The organism is Streptomyces sp. NPDC001714 (genome assembly GCF_042892755.1).
GTDB lineage: Bacteria > Actinomycetota > Actinomycetes > Streptomycetales > Streptomycetaceae > Streptomyces.
In genome coordinates this window covers 1-13,582 of the sequence record NZ_JBIAUL010000052.1, presented here as the reverse complement: position 1 = coordinate 13,582, position 13,582 = coordinate 1, and the positions used below count along the sequence as shown (strand labels likewise).

Genomic DNA, 13,582 nt, shown 5'->3' with positions numbered 1-13,582 from the left:
ATCAGGAACGACGGCACGACGAGCAGGAAGTGGATGACCAGCAGGGTCAGTTTCTCGACGCGTCCGCCGAAGTAGGCCGCCCCCGCACCGATCACCGCGGCGAGCGCGATCGTCAGCACGGAGACACTGACCGCGATCACCAGGGAGCGCTGAAGGCCGTGCACGGCCTCGGCGTAGACATCGCAGGGAGCGCGACCGGTCCAACCCTGTAGCAAGCCCGCGCCGAGCAGTGCTCAGTGCGCCGGACGGTAGGTCGCGATGATCACTCCGCTGCTGGTTGGCTGGGCGCTCACCAGCTCCAACTTCTTGAGGGCGGCATCGTTGGCGAACAGCTTCTTGCGGCCCTCGCCGGCCACTACGGGGTGGATCAGCAGCACCAGTTCGTCCAGCAGGTCCTGCTCCAACAGCGAACGTACCAGCGTCGGGCTGCCCGCGACGGTGATGTCCTTGCCCTGCCCCGCCTTGAGGTCCTCGATTGCGGCCGCCAGATCGCCGTTGACGAGCGTGCTGTTCGCCCAGTCCTCGACGCTCTCCAGGGTGGAGGAGACGACGTACTTGGGCGAATCGTTGATCCACTTGGCGAATCCGGCGTCCTCGCCGCTGGTCACCGCCGGCCAGTATCCGGCCCACTCGGTGAAGGTCACGCGGCCCAGCAGAATCGTGTCGGCCGTCTCCAGAGTCTTCCCCAGGGCCGCGCCCATTTCCTCGTCGAAAGCGAACTGCCACTCGTTCGGCGACTGGACGACGCCGTCGAGCGAGACGAACAGACCCGAAACGACCTTGCGCATGATTCCTCCGTGATGAGTGCCCATCGGCTACGTCAGGAAAACTACGCGGGCGTTGTGGCCGAGGTCTTGTACAGAAGCGACAGGGGCTCCGTCCGGTCCGGAGAGCTCAGCTGAGTGGCGGAACGGCCGATGTACCGGGTCAAGGACCGCGCCAGATGCGGCTGGTCGAAGTAGCCCAGCCGGTGCACGACGTCCTGGGCCGACGCACCTTCCTGGATCAGTACCGCCGCCTCGCGGGCGCGGTGGATCTGCCGGATGGCGCCCCGCGTGAGGCCCGTCGCCGCGAGGAAGCGGCGCTGGAGGGTGCGTTCCGAGACATCGGAGGTAGCACCGTCGAGCACGGCGGGGACGATCGGGTCGCAGTCCACGTCGTACTTCCGGGTTTGACGGCTAAGAATCCGTCGAGGAACGGGCTGATGATCAGGCTGTACAGGGACCACTCCCTTCCAGATGTCGCCCCGCCCGGTGCATGGGTGCCGGGCGGCTGTGGGTGGGGCGGGTTCTGTCGGGTGTGCGGCACCCGCCCCAGGCACTACCAGGTGAAGGTCTGTCCTTCCGGGGTGACGGTGAGGGTGAAGTGGGTCAGGGGTGGCTGACCGTCCGCGTGCCAGCGGATGAGCTGTTCCTCTGCGGCGTCCCAGAGACGTTCGTGACCGGCCTGGCGGACGATCCACTGGTCGCCGTCTGCGTAGAGCGCGGCCCAGGAACCGGAGCTGACGTCGACCAGAACTTCCTCGGTGCGTCCGTCACGCTCGATGGTCAGCCGCTGCGCAGAGGGGATGGCGGCCTGGACGACGAAGCGGGAGGCCCAGTCGGTCAGGGGGTTGGCCGTCAGAGCGGTCTTCCGCTCGTCGCCTTCCGTCAGGTCGGGCAGGAGGCCGAGTGGGGGCGGGAGGTGGGGGCGGGCGAGCATGAAGCTGACGTTGCCTCCCAGCAGGGGCCCCGAGGCCGTGCCGTCCTCGCCGACGGTCAGCCGTGCCAGCTCCGAGGCGTTGAGCCAGCCGCCGGCGCAGACCAGGATCAGGCCGCCCGGCCGGGTCTGCTCGATCCAGGCCTGGGGCACGGTGCGTACGCCGCAGGTGGCGATCACCCTGTCGTAGGGCGCCCGGGGCGCGTAGCCGAGCAGACCGTCCCCGCAGGCGAGCCAGGGATACATCTCCTGCCGGCCGAGAGCCTCCTGTGCTCGTGCGGCCACGTCGTTGTCGTACTCGACTGAGGTGACGTGCTCGTCGCCCAGGCGCGCGGTGAGGAGGGCCGTGGAGTAACCCGTGCCGGTGCCGATTTCCAGCACGTTCATCTCCGGCTCGACGAGGAGGTCCTCCAGCATGCGCAGCACGAGGGAGGGAAGCGTGCTGGAGCTGGTCGGCTCGCGCATGATCTCGCCGCGGATGTCCGTGGGCGTGATGGTGCCGGCGATCTGCGTCACCAGGGACTCGTCGGTGTAGCAGCCCTCAAGCCACTCCGGCCAGCCGTCTACGACGGGGCCCCAGGCGGAGGGCTGGGAGTTGGGCACCTGGCGGAAGAACCCGCCGCGGAGGAAGTCGTGGCGGTGCACAGCCGTGGCGGCGTTCCTCCACGCAGGCGTACGCAGCGCCCCTTTGGCGAACAGATCCTTGAGGAGAAGTCGGTGGAGCTCTTCGGGGTCTTTCACGGTTTCCTCTCCAGGAGGTCGGCCATGGCTGCACACATCGGCAAGCCGGTTTCGGGCTCCAGCCAGTACCACTGGCCGGAGGGATTGCACTCCAGGAACCACCATCGGCCGCCGGCGTCCACGGCGAAGTCGAATGCTCCGAAGAGGAGCTGGAAGTGGTCCAGGTACTCGTAGAGCGCCGGCTCGATCCCCAGGGGTGGCGAGACGGGGGTGTAGCGCAGGCGGCTGTAGTCGGTACGCCAGTCGAGGAGGTCGGAGTCGATCCGGACACAGAAGACCTGACGCCCGATGACGGTCACGCGGACGTCGGCGATCTTCTCGACCCGCTGCTGGAACAGGTGCGCGGTGCCGGCCACGCTGTCGTCGATGTCCTCTGCAGCGACCTCCGCGACCTTGACGACCTGGGACACGTCGTCAACGAGGTAGACGGGGTTGGACAGAGGCTTGTAGATGACCGGACCGTTGCGCTTGATGAAGGCGCGAGCGGTGTCCGGGGAGGACGTGATGAGCGTGGGCGGCACCAGGAAACCGGATCTGGCAGCTACGGAGAGGCCGGAGGGCTTGAACTCGGCGTCGCCGATGTGGTGAGGATGGTTGACGTAGCGGCAGTTCGGGAGGGACGCGATCACGCCACCGAGGCCGTAGCGGGCCTGGGTGATGGCGAACCGCGCGTCCTGCTTGCTGAGGTGAGGGAACGCGAAGCCGGTCGGCCGACGGTAGTAGAGGGAGCGGACCGCGGTCAGTTCGGCCGTGCGTGAGGGCGTGCTGAGGCGGCCCACGAAGCCGTTCGGGGCGATCTCTGCCTCCACCGAAAGTGATGCCGGGAAGTCCCCGGAGTCGAACCGCACGACCGGAACGTCCCGGTCATACAGCTCGCGAATCACCACATCGGCGGTGGGGTCGTTCAGCACTGTGACGACCAGCACCGGCCCCGGGTTGGTCACTGGTCGCCGTCGCTTCCGGTGTCGGAGTCCGTCTGGCCCTGGCCCTGCCCGTCGGGGCTGGTGCCCGTGGACGGCGTGGTGCCGGTGCTGGTGCCGTGGCCGGGCATCTCCATGACCTGGCCGGCATGGTCACGGAAGACGGTGGTCTGGGTGTCCAGGTCCAGCGTCGCGGTGGCGTAGCCGGGCGCCACCGTGGGGTACGGCGCCATGCGGTTGATCCCCCAGGGGCGCGGGGTGATGACTCCCGCTGGAACGGCGGGCTCGGCGGGGAGACGGTCAGAGTGGACGAACACGGAGGCCTCCGTAAGGGTGGGTGTTCAGGTTGCCCCGCCGTAGAAACGGGCTTTTCCCGCCGGCGGGGAGTCGGCCGTGCGCGGCAGCGGGTGGTCTGCCGCGCACGGTGTTCATGGGTGCGGGGGGCTAGGCCAGGGTGAGGCGGTGTCGTTCGATGTCGGTGACTTCGCGTTGCTGCTCATCGATCTCGGCCTGGGCGGCCCGCGCGTAGTGGGCGACGAGCTGCTTGCCGAGGAGGTCGCGTGCTATGTGGCCGTAACGGAGGGCAGCCAGTGCCTCGGAGAGATCACGGGGCAGCGGAGCGAACGTGTCATCGGTGTAGGCATCGCCCAGGCAGGGGTTCGGCGGGGTGAGCCTCGCGTCCAGGCCGTGCGCGATGGCCGCGAGCGAGGCGGCAGCCACCAGGTACGGGTTGGCGTCCGCGCCGGCGATTCTGATCTCCAGTCGGCTGCTTGGCCCGTGCCCGGTGACGCGTATGGCGCATCCGCGGTTGTCGGGACCCCAGTTCATGAACTGGGGCGCGAAGGAATGCGATGTCGCGTACTGCTTGTAGGCGTTGGTGTTGCCCGCGAAAAAGGGCATCAGGTGCGGCACGGCAGCGATCAGCCCGGCGATGCTGTGGCTCATGATCTCGGTGGGCAGGGCGCGGGGGGAGGGCATGGCGAACCGGGGCTGGTCCCCCTGCCAGAGGGAGAGGTTGAAGTGCAGACCGCTGGCGATCCCGGTGACGGGCGCCGCCATGAACACGGCGGTCAGACTGTGGCGCCGCGCCAGATGCTTCACCACGTGCTTGTAGACCGTGTGGTTGTCGCAGGCCTCCATCACCCCGCTCTTGGGGAAGGTGACCTCAAGCTGTCCGGGCGCGCCCTCGGCCTTGACTGCCTCCACTTCTACTCCGGCGTCCGGCAGGGCGTCCTCCAGGTGGCCAAGGAAGTCGCCCAGGCGAGGCGGGAAGTCCAGGTCGTAGTCGCTGTTGCGGTTCACGAACGGCTGGTCGCCGTTGTAGAGCACGAACTCGCTCTCCCAGGCGACCTTCGTCTCGTAGCCCAGCTCTTGCAGGCGCTTCAGTTGCCGGCGCAGCATCTGGCGGGGTGCGACCTCGACGGGCGCCCCGTCGGTGTCCACGGCGTCGCAGTGGACCAGGGCCAGGCCCGGCATGTGCGGCAGTACCCTCACCGCCTCCCAGTCGGCGTTGATGCCCATGTCGTGGAATCCGTCGTCCCAGCCGGTCAGGTCGAACCCGTCCAGCGGCTCCATGTCGGCGTTGGTGGCCAGGATGTACGAGCAGGCCTCTCCCACGCGCACCCCGTCGCCTTCGTCGCCCCGTTCGATGAGGGCGAGAGCGGCGGCTCGTTTGCCTTTGAGGCGGCCGAGCATGTCCGGGACGACCGTCATCACGGTGCGGACGGTGCCCTGCTGTACGGCCTCGCGCAGTTCGTCATGGCTGATGAGCCCACGCAGCGGGGCGGGGAGGGTATGGGTGGTCATCGGTCAGCTGCTTTCTTCGATCAGGGCTTCGCTGGGCTGGGCGATGTGGTTGGCGGTGAGCTGGTAGGCCTTCTTGCCCCGGGTCTGCCAGGTGCCCCAGGCGAACAGCAGAGCGATCGCGAGGGTGACGCCGGCGTAGTTGAAGGAGTCGGTGGTGACCGGGGAGGTCTGGGGCAGGCAGAACACCACCGTGATGACCACGACGTAGAGGCAGGCGATGACACTGACCGGCTTGCGCCAGACTCCAAGGGTCCATGGACCGGACTGGTAATCGGCGCCCTTGCGCAGGGCGAGGTAGACGGGGATGCCGTAGGCGGGGATCATGCCGACCGCGTTGATCGCGGTGATCGCCCCGTAGGCGGCGGTCGAGTACAGGGCGGGCAGGGCGAGCACGAACGGCACGATGACCGACAGCCAGACGGCCCGCGTGGGTGTCCGGGTCCGGTCGTTGACCATCTGCCAGCTCTGCCACCCCCACAGGGCCCGGCTGCGCGAGAAGGCGTAGACCATGCGGGACGAGGCGCCGACCTCGGCGTTGCCGCACAGCAGCATCGCCACGATCACGACCAGCAGCAGCACCTTCGCGCCTGCCGCGCCAAGAACGTCGAGGAAGATCTGCGCGGGGGGAACCCCGGTCGCCGAGTTGAGCGTGCCCTGGTAGTCCTGGACAGCGAGGAGCATGCCGGCGAGGAGGATGAACCCGGCCACCCAGGACACCCAGATGGAGCGGACGATGCCCCGGGGGGCGGAGACCTGGGCGTCGGTGGTCTCTTCGGCGATGTGGGCGGAGGCGTCGTATCCGCAGAACGTGTAACCGGCCACCAGGCTGCCGACCAGCACCACCTGGACGGGGCTGTGGAGGCCGCTGTCGTTGTGGAAGGTGAGCAGGAACGAGGGGGATTGGTGCGGGGCGGAGGAGAGGGTGAGGGCTCCGACGATGAGGGCGACGCCGCCGAGCTGCCACCACACGGAGATCGAGTTGAGGAGGTTGAGGACGCGGACGCCGGCCGAGTTCAGCAGGCCGTGCACGAGCAGGATGACCGCGAAGATCAGCATGGTGGTGGCGTCGGTGGGGGCGATGCCCCACTGCATCTGTATGAAGGCGCCGGTGAAGGCTGCGGCGCCGTAGTCGATGCCGGCGATGGCGCCCAGCAGCCCGAGAAGGTTGAGCCAGCCGACCAGCCAGCCCCAGCGGGGACCGCCGAGCTTGCTAGCCATGAAGTACGGGCCACCGGACGTCGGGTAGGCGGAGACCACATCGGCCAGTGCCAGCCCGACGAGCAGGGTGAAGAAACCGATGGCTAACCAGGTGCCGAGCATGACCACGGGCCCGCCGTGGCTCATGCCGAACCCGAACAAGCTCATCCCGCCGGCGAGGATGCAGATCACCGTGATGCTGATCGCGAAGTTCTGGAACGGACTCGTACGGCGGCTGAGCTCGGGCCGGATCCCGAGTTGGGCCAGGACGTCGTCGTCTGCGGCCGTTGTGCTGGTTCTTCTGTGAGACACCAGGGATCACTTTCGAATCAGGAAAAAAGGGGGACAGGACGGAGCAGGGGGCGTTGAACGCCAAGAGGGTGAGGCTGGTCAGGTGGTGGGGGTGGTGAGGGGCCAGCGGCGCAGGGTGGAGGCGCGAAGCGTCAGGAACCCATCCGTCCAGTCCTTGGAGCGGCCCAAAATCGTGTTGACGTCTTTCCAGGGCTGGGCGGTGACGTAGGGGCCCATCGCCCGCAGCACATCGGCGGCCATCCTCGTCTCGCCGTTCGCGACCAAAGCGTGGGCCAGGTGACTGAAATCCGCCATCGACACCCACGGGTACTCGGCCGGCGGGAGCTGCGCGAACCACTCGTTGTACGCCTGGACGGCGTAGTGTCCGACGACCCCGGTCTGCCAGAACCTCTCCGTCGCCCCGCCGTCGTTCTCGTACTCCGTACGGAACTTGTCCACGAGGGCGTACACGGGCAGCAGCCACAGCTCTGGGTTGGACGGCTCCGACAGGACCATCCAGCAGGAGAAGTCCATCGCGGCCCCCGTGCTGCGAACCCTCTGGAAGTACTGGCGCATGGCGTGGTACCCCCCGCGATTGCCCGGGTGGCGGGCATCGACCTCCCCCAGCAGGGGCCAGGGACCGAGGTGCGGCATCCCCTGGTCACGACCGCCGGGCAGCTCGTCCCACGGCATCCGACGGTGCCGCGCGCGCGGATCGAGCATGTGGGCCGGGTAGGGGAGCTGCGCGAGCAGGATCTTGTCGACCCACGGCACCGGGCACTCGGGCAGCAGTTCGCTTGCCCGCCACCCTGCCTTCGCAGCCAACCGCGCGGCGCTTCCCACCACGTCCTCGCTCATACCGCTGCGGTGGGCCTTGAGCGCGGCCCGGGTCAGCACCCGCGCCCACATCATGGCTGCGTCCGGGCTGTTCGGCTCCTGGTCCAGCCACAGTTTGAAGATGCCCGGCTCACCGGCGCCGGCCGCCAGTAAGTTGCTGCGGCTCGTCCGCAGCCCCCATTCACGGCCCGTCATTTCGAGTAGATCCCGGGCGGCGTAATAGCGCCCCAGCCGCAGGTCTTGGAGAGCGATCCGCAGCCCGGTGTCCGCACCGACCGGGCTGACAACGAGGCTCATGTCATCGGGGGTGCCGTTGGGCGCGAAGCGTGCGTACGCGGCACCGGCCGCTAAGGAATCAGGCATGGAGGAGGCCTTGGGATTGGGGGGGGGTGGAGTGACTTGCCGGATCTCGGGCTGGTCAGGAACCAGAGGCCTGCGCGCAGTGGGCTTCCGTGGGCAGGGGGAGCGTGCACCAAGCGCGGCTGCCGTCGGCGGTGAATCCCCAGCGACCACCCGCGTCCGATGCCACGACGTCGACCAGGAGCAGGCCGCGGCCGGTCTCGCTGTCAGCTGATGGGGGCTGCACCGTGGGGGTCTGGGAGGGGGTGTAGTCGGCGACCTCGATGCGCAGTACGCCCAAGGACGGCAGCCAGGCCCGTACGCCGATGCTGTCCGCCCTGCCGTGCAGAATGGCGCTCGCGCACATCTCGGAGACGATGAGAAGCACGCTGTCGATGAGGTCGTCCGGCACCCGGCAGTGACGACACCAGACCCGCGCTACCCGCCGCGCCTGCCTGACGCTCGCCACAGCCGCCGGCATTGCCATGTCGAACCCGTCCGTCACGGGATAGTGAACTGGAACAAGAGATGGCGCCGCCTGCGGGCTTGCCAACTCGGCAGCGGATCGTGGCTCAGCCAGCAGCCGGTGCACACCGTCATTGCCCGCATCCACCCTGAACATTGGGCATCCGCCGCCGTCGCCACTGCCGCCGGGCTCGCACCCACCGACGAATCTCACGACGGCGAGATCCGATGGCACCACAGCAACAGGCGATAACTTCATCGATTCACAGGTCTTGACTACTACTCCTCGAACCGGAACGACGCCAACCTCGCCGGGAGTCGGTGCGAGGCGACTCCCGGTATACCGGCGCCCCCACACCCCGCACAGTTCAGACTTGCCGACTTGTGCGGCGACGCTGCCCCGCCACATGTGAGGGCACTCCTCGCGCACCTTGCGTACGCAGGGCAGGCATGTCGGTGGATGGGGCGTTACTAGGTCGTGGGGCCAGCCTGCCCACTCCGTCCGGGAATCTTCGAGCAGCCACAGCCGCCCGCGGTCGTCCTCGTCGGTTGGTTCGCCGCACACCTGGCACAGCAGCTCGGCCATGGCGCGGCACTGCCGGTCGGGGTGCACGTGCCTGTGCCGTGGCTTGGCGGCCCCTTGCCGGTCAAGGCGGCGCAGCCGCAGCACTCCGCGGTCGTCGCGATCCGAGGCGATCTCGTCGGCGTAGCCGATCCCGGTAAGCAGCCGGCCGACGACGACCGGGTCGTCGATCAGCTCGCTCGACCAGGAGGCAACGAACGGCACCGTCACGGAGCGCCTGCGGCAGCTCTTGTGCGAGAGCGCCGACGGCAGCTTGCGGTCCCAGTCGTCACGGTGGGCAATTTCCTTGACCGAGTGGCCGGCCTCGATCGGCTGCTCGCAGATCGTGCAGACGTTCACGGTGCGGTCACCTGCCGCAGCTCGATGACCCTGCGCGCGAGTTCGGCGACGGTCAGCGCGCCGGCGAGCCCCTCGCGGTTCTGGAATGTGAGGGCGTACTCGGCGCGGTCGACGGCGTTTACGAGGGCGTACCACCCGCGCGAGCGGACAGACCGGTGTTCGGAAAGGGCGGTCGCGGTCGTCGACAACCGGGTCATCTCTTCCCGCAGCAGCTTGTCGATCTCGACGAGCTGCTCGGGCGCCGGCTGTTCGCGTGCCGCATCGAACGCGGCCCCGATCAGCGCCGGGATCGGGTCGTCGGTCTGCGGTTCGGCAGACGGGCCCGCAGTCATCGGGCGCTGTCCATGTGCGTGGCGGCAAGCGCGGCGGCGTAGGCCTCGTGCAGCAGATCGGCGTCGGTGAGCGGGGCGCATTCCTGCGGTGAGACGATCCACGTGTGCGCATGCTGCGTACGTGGGGCGACCGTCGCGGGGTGGGGAACGGCGACCGTGCCCTCGGTGAGCACCTCGGTGTCGGGTAGCTGCCACTCGGCGGCGGAGCCGACCGGCACGAGCACCTCGACGCCCTCTGGGGTGTGCTGCACCGGACCGATGGGGGTGCCCGCGTGGCGCATCCGCTCGACGGTCCGCCATCCGAGCGCACGCGGCAGGCGGACGACGTCCCAACCCTTGCCGACCGCGACGTCGACCAGCCGGCCTTGATCCCACGCCGCGAGGGCGCTGGTAACACTCGTCGCTGCTCTGATCCAGTCCAGCGCCGTGAACCCGTCGAACCCGCCGGCCATGAGCCAGGCGTCGCTGATCTTGGGCGACTCCTCGATCACCTGATTACCCCCGTGGGACGGCGGATGCTCACGCGTGGCAGCCCGAGCAGGAACGCGACCCGGTCGGCGGTCGCGGGCTCGTCGCCGTGCTCGCCGATCTCGTACCCGTAGCCGGTCAGATAGCGGCCGCCCTGCGCGGTGACGATCTCGCCGAGGCCGGAGTGCAGGGGATTCGCCACGGTCACGGCGCGGAGATCCCGTTTCGTCACAGACAGCCCGCGTGCTGCAAGCTGTTCGGCCAGAATGGCCGAGGCGGTCATCGCGTTCATGCCTCGATCCCACCCCAGCGGGTGCAATAACAGGATCTGACAACCTATGACACGGAGTTGATCAATGCCACTAGCTGCATCGATCACCGGAACACGGGAAACCGGGCACCGGCAACTCGCCTGGTTCCGTGACCTTTTCGGCATCTACCTCGCACCATGGGCAAGCGATGACGCGCACTTCTTCATCGGCGGCGCCAAAGGGATAGACAGTCTGTCTCTGCTGTGGCTGGCCGGTAACTCGCAGGCGCAGATCACGGTCGTCGTGCCGGGCACGGTCGCGCAGCAGCCGGCCGAGGCGCGGCAGGCGATCGAACGGTGCCGCGACCGGATCGCCGACGTCGTCGAACTCGGCGCTGCCGAACTGAGTACCCCGGCGTATCACGCCCGCAACCGGTACATGGTCGACCGGGCGCAGATGGTAATCGGGTTCCCGCTCGCCGGACCCGAAGGCGCCTCGGGCACGTGGCAGACCCTCAACTATGCAGCCGCGGAGGGGAAACCACGACTGATCGTGCCCATATGAGCTGCAGAGCATGCATCATGAGGGCATGAGCGCGCACGACAAACTCGTCGGCGCTGCCACACTCAAGCGGTTACGGCTCGCCCGCGGCTGGTCTCTCGCCAGGCTCGCCCGAGCCATCATCGCCAAGGCTGCCGAACTCGGTCAGCCGCTTGATGCGAGCCTCGCGAGTGTGCAGCGGACCGTCGCACGGTGGGAGACCGGCAGGGGGCCGATCCTGCCCGGCGACCGGTATCAACTGCTGCTCGCCCACCTGTACGCCCGCAGCGCCGACGGGCAGACATCCCTCGGCGCCGGCAGCGACTTCGCCGAGCTGCTCGACGCGCTCGCGCTCCTCGGCGAGAGCGAGCGGCGCCTCGGCGAGCTGCGCACACTCCTCGTGAAGACTGCGACCGATGGTGGCGGCGGGCTGCTCGCGCTGCTCGGACCGTCGACGCAACTTGCTCTGTCGACTGCGCTCGCCGACCCCTCAAGGCTCGATGAGGGTCTACTCGCTGCGATGAGCCTTGCCGTCCGCGACGTGAACGGACAAATCGGGAGCGTGCCGTTCGTACGCGTGCAGCTCTTGCTCGCACCGATCGTCGAGTCGTGCCGCCGGCTGCTCGGTGCCGCTGTGCCGGAGCCGTTGCTCCCCGGCCTGCAGGCGGTCGCCGCGCAGGCGTACACCCTCGCCGGACGGGCGGCGTTCGAGACACGCGACGACGAGGCATCGCGGGCGCTGTACGCCGAGGCGACCGCCGCGGCAGGCGGTATCGGCTCGCCGTGGTGCCGTGCCGTCGTCCACATGAGTAACGCCCTGGTCACCCTGTATTCGACGCCGGGAATCGAGGCAGCACAGCGGCTCGTTGACGCCGCTGTACGTGATGCGCGAGCCGGTGAAAGCGTCACGGTCCGGGCGCGAGCGCATGCCCTGCAGGCGGAGATCGCGGCCCGTGCCGGCGCCGAGCGGCATGCACGGGCTGCGCTCGCCCTAGCGTGGTACGACATGGACAGTGACCGCGACGGCGACCCCGCGCCGACCTTGTTCTCGCATGCTCACCTACGCGGGTTCGAGGGCGTTACGTCGCTGTACGTCGGCGACCCGGCCGAGGCACACGATTACTTCGCCCGATCGGCCGAGGCACTACAAGCCCCGCGCGAGCGTGTGCAGCGGGCGATCGTGGCCACCGATCAGGCAGTCGCCCGGATCCGTCTCGACGCTCCCGAGTCGGCCGCCGAACTATTGCACGGCTGTATCGACGCCGCCTCGGCGACCGGCGGCCGAGTCGCCTCGATCCGGCTCCGCCGCGCCCGCAGCGACCTGCGGCCATGGCGCCGCGAGGACTGGTTCGCCGCCCTCGACGACCACCTGATCGATTCATTCGGCGCGTAGCCGCGCCCCGAACACACAAATGCGCTCGTGCCCGGCCCTGGGGCCAGATAGGGGCGCAGGTGCTCCTGCGTTGCGGCGCCGCTCGGCAGGCAGCCCGAAAAGCGTGGAGGGCGGGCTCGGGCGCGTGGCCGTGTCCTGCACGTGCGGCTCAGCTCAGGAGAGCGGCTTGCCCCCGAACGGGCGGTCGCGGACCAGGGCGAGTGGCTTCTCAAGGTCGGTCAGGGCGGTGGGGTCCAGCGGCGGGGCATGTTCGGCGAGTTGCAGGATGCGGATGTCGTTATTGCATAGCCTTCGCACGAACGTCGTCTGTCCCAGCCTTCAGTCGTGTGATGGAGCGGCTGTGGAGGGTGGTTTCTATTTTATGGATGGGGGTGGGTGTGGGTGTGCCAGCGTCGTTGGAAGTCGTTGGTGTGTTTGTTGATGTGTGTGGGGGTGATGGGTTTGTTGTGTTGGGCGGTGATTCCGCGGTGGTTGCAGTCGTGTGCGACGGTGTGGGGGGAGGGTGTGGTGGTGTGGGTGCGGTGTTCGGCCCATACGGTGTAGAGGCGGAAGGGGAGGAGGTAGCGGCGGAGTGTGGAGGGGTTGATGGGTTTGTTGTCCCGGCCGAGCATGCCGTGGTGGGCGAGGAGGGCGGATAGTTCGCTGGGGGTGGGTTCCCGCCCGTGCTGGGTGTGGTGTTGGAGCCAGGCCTGGTAGTAGCGGTCGACGAGGGTGGGGTCTTTGACGTCGGCGGGATCTTTCGAAGGTTGCGGTGTTCCGGCGATGGTGGCGTCGACTGTGGTGCCGCGCCGTTCGCGGAGCGCGTGAGCGCTGGCAGTTGCGCTCTCCTGGTCAGCGTCTGTGCTCGGGGCGTTGTCCTCGGTCAGCCGGTCGTCGAGTTCGCCCCATGCCCTGGTCGTGGTCGTGGTGGCGGTGCTCTCCTGGTGGCGGGCGGTTTCGGTGGTGGGATCGTCCCGCCGGGTTGTGGTCGGCTGACTGGTGCTGGTGCTGGTGCTGGTGCTGGTGCTGGTGTCGTGTGGGGGCGTGTGGCGGGCCGGGCCGGTTGCGGGATGGTGGGTGTGCTGGCCTTGGGTGTGCGTGGGCCTGGCTTTGTGGAGGCTGGCGGTTGCCTTCGACGGGGGCTGTTTGAGGAGGAGTTGGCGCCGTTTCTTTGCGAGTGGGTCTTGCTGGTGGCGCTGTTGTTCCTGCTCGTGCCAGGCTGCGCCCGGTTCCTCGATCTGCTGCGGGTCCCCGGCGTTCAGCCAGGGGTGCACTTGTGGATCGTGTGCCTGTTCGGGTTCATGCGCGTGAGGAGCCACGAAGTTTCCGGACAGGCTTCTGACCGTCTATTTCACGCGGCGATTCGCAACTTCTCGAACTCGGCGTGGACTTCGCGCGGAGGG

Annotated in this window: 16 protein-coding genes and 1 pseudogene; 2 read left to right on the top strand and 15 right to left on the bottom strand. The window is 68.3% G+C overall.

The genetic code is table 11. The features are described 5' to 3' along the window. The 13 genes and pseudogenes from ACFY0P_RS51805 to ACFY0P_RS51745 all read right to left on the bottom strand — a co-directional run. A pseudogene (locus ACFY0P_RS51805) lies at positions 1-182 on the bottom strand (ABC transporter permease); the annotation flags it as partial. 51 nt (positions 183-233) lie between these two features. Beyond that, positions 234-788 (bottom strand): dihydrofolate reductase family protein, encoded by a 555-nt coding sequence (locus ACFY0P_RS51800; RefSeq protein ID WP_388929475.1) that lies wholly within the window; start codon positions 786-788, stop codon positions 234-236. A 41-nt stretch (positions 789-829) separates the two neighbouring features. Continuing rightward, positions 830-1,129 (bottom strand): helix-turn-helix domain-containing protein, encoded by a 300-nt coding sequence (locus tag ACFY0P_RS51795; protein ID WP_388929474.1) that lies wholly within the window; start codon positions 1,127-1,129, stop codon positions 830-832. 191 nt (positions 1,130-1,320) lie between these two features. Continuing rightward, positions 1,321-2,439 carry an ATP-grasp peptide maturase system methyltransferase gene (tgmC, locus tag ACFY0P_RS51790; protein ID WP_388929473.1) on the bottom strand — a complete coding sequence of 373 codons (1,119 nt, stop codon included), beginning with the start codon at positions 2,437-2,439 and terminating at the stop codon, positions 1,321-1,323. Next, entirely contained in the window at positions 2,436-3,383 is a 948-nt protein-coding gene (tgmB, locus tag ACFY0P_RS51785; RefSeq protein ID WP_388929472.1) for an ATP-grasp ribosomal peptide maturase, read from the bottom strand. The genes tgmC and tgmB overlap by 4 nt, the downstream gene beginning before the upstream one ends. Beyond that, positions 3,380-3,676, bottom strand: coding sequence for a putative ATP-grasp-modified RiPP (tgmA, locus tag ACFY0P_RS51780; protein WP_388929471.1), 297 nt, complete (start codon positions 3,674-3,676; stop codon positions 3,380-3,382). The genes tgmB and tgmA overlap by 4 nt, the downstream gene beginning before the upstream one ends. Before the next feature lie 127 nt (positions 3,677-3,803). Continuing rightward, on the bottom strand, positions 3,804-5,165 hold the full coding sequence (locus ACFY0P_RS51775) for a glutamine synthetase family protein (RefSeq protein ID WP_388929470.1): 1,362 nt from the start codon (positions 5,163-5,165) through the stop codon (positions 3,804-3,806). A gap of 3 nt (positions 5,166-5,168) precedes the next feature. After that, complete coding sequence (locus ACFY0P_RS51770; RefSeq protein WP_388929469.1) at positions 5,169-6,674, bottom strand: amino acid permease; 1,506 nt, start codon at positions 6,672-6,674, stop codon at positions 5,169-5,171. A 78-nt stretch (positions 6,675-6,752) separates the two neighbouring features. Next, complete coding sequence (locus tag ACFY0P_RS51765) at positions 6,753-7,853, bottom strand: hypothetical protein (protein ID WP_388929468.1); 1,101 nt, start codon at positions 7,851-7,853, stop codon at positions 6,753-6,755. Positions 7,854-7,908: 55 nt separating this feature from the next. Then, positions 7,909-9,216 (bottom strand): ATP-binding protein, encoded by a 1,308-nt coding sequence (locus ACFY0P_RS51760; protein WP_388929467.1) that lies wholly within the window; start codon positions 9,214-9,216, stop codon positions 7,909-7,911. Beyond that, entirely contained in the window at positions 9,213-9,548 is a 336-nt protein-coding gene (locus ACFY0P_RS51755; protein WP_388929466.1) for a DUF6415 family natural product biosynthesis protein, read from the bottom strand. The genes ACFY0P_RS51760 and ACFY0P_RS51755 overlap by 4 nt, the downstream gene beginning before the upstream one ends. After that, the gene (locus ACFY0P_RS51750; RefSeq protein ID WP_388929465.1) at positions 9,545-10,039 is read right to left on the bottom strand and encodes a hypothetical protein; all 495 of its coding nucleotides are present in this window, start codon (positions 10,037-10,039) and stop codon (positions 9,545-9,547) included. Before ACFY0P_RS51750 ends, ACFY0P_RS51755 begins: the two co-directional genes overlap by 4 nt. Beyond that, on the bottom strand, positions 10,036-10,308 hold the full coding sequence (locus ACFY0P_RS51745) for a hypothetical protein (RefSeq protein ID WP_388929464.1): 273 nt from the start codon (positions 10,306-10,308) through the stop codon (positions 10,036-10,038). The genes ACFY0P_RS51750 and ACFY0P_RS51745 overlap by 4 nt, the downstream gene beginning before the upstream one ends. Positions 10,309-10,372: 64 nt before the next feature. On the opposite strand from ACFY0P_RS51745, the gene ACFY0P_RS51740 reads away from it, so the two are divergent. Continuing rightward, the gene (locus ACFY0P_RS51740) at positions 10,373-10,831 is read left to right on the top strand and encodes a hypothetical protein (protein WP_388929463.1); all 459 of its coding nucleotides are present in this window, start codon (positions 10,373-10,375) and stop codon (positions 10,829-10,831) included. 25 nt (positions 10,832-10,856) lie between these two features. Beyond that, positions 10,857-12,200 carry a hypothetical protein gene (locus ACFY0P_RS51735; RefSeq protein ID WP_388929462.1) on the top strand — a complete coding sequence of 448 codons (1,344 nt, stop codon included), beginning with the start codon at positions 10,857-10,859 and terminating at the stop codon, positions 12,198-12,200. A gap of 153 nt (positions 12,201-12,353) precedes the next feature. Here ACFY0P_RS51735 and ACFY0P_RS51730 read toward each other — a convergent pair whose 3' ends face one another. Continuing rightward, positions 12,354-12,497: a hypothetical protein gene (locus ACFY0P_RS51730; protein WP_388929461.1), complete on the bottom strand. Its 144-nt coding sequence runs from the start codon at positions 12,495-12,497 to the stop codon at positions 12,354-12,356. A gap of 62 nt (positions 12,498-12,559) precedes the next feature. Further along, a complete protein-coding gene (locus tag ACFY0P_RS51725) occupies positions 12,560-13,453 on the bottom strand; it encodes a hypothetical protein (protein WP_388929460.1) in 894 nt (297 codons plus the stop codon). Positions 13,454-13,582 lie beyond the last annotated feature (129 nt).

Coding starts and splice junctions, on each gene's coding strand:
- ACFY0P_RS51765 (WP_388929468.1), bottom strand. CDS start 7,853: ATGCCTGATTCCTTAGCGGCCGGTGCCGCGTACGCACGCTTCGCGCCC.
- ACFY0P_RS51740 (WP_388929463.1), top strand. CDS start 10,373: ATGCCACTAGCTGCATCGATCACCGGAACACGGGAAACCGGGCACCGG.
- ACFY0P_RS51775 (WP_388929470.1), bottom strand. CDS start 5,165: ATGACCACCCATACCCTCCCCGCCCCGCTGCGTGGGCTCATCAGCCAT.
- ACFY0P_RS51755 (WP_388929466.1), bottom strand. CDS start 9,548: ATGACTGCGGGCCCGTCTGCCGAACCGCAGACCGACGACCCGATCCCG.
- ACFY0P_RS51735 (WP_388929462.1), top strand. CDS start 10,857: ATGAGCGCGCACGACAAACTCGTCGGCGCTGCCACACTCAAGCGGTTA.
- ACFY0P_RS51745 (WP_388929464.1), bottom strand. CDS start 10,308: ATGAACGCGATGACCGCCTCGGCCATTCTGGCCGAACAGCTTGCAGCA.
- ACFY0P_RS51800 (WP_388929475.1), bottom strand. CDS start 788: ATGCGCAAGGTCGTTTCGGGTCTGTTCGTCTCGCTCGACGGCGTCGTC.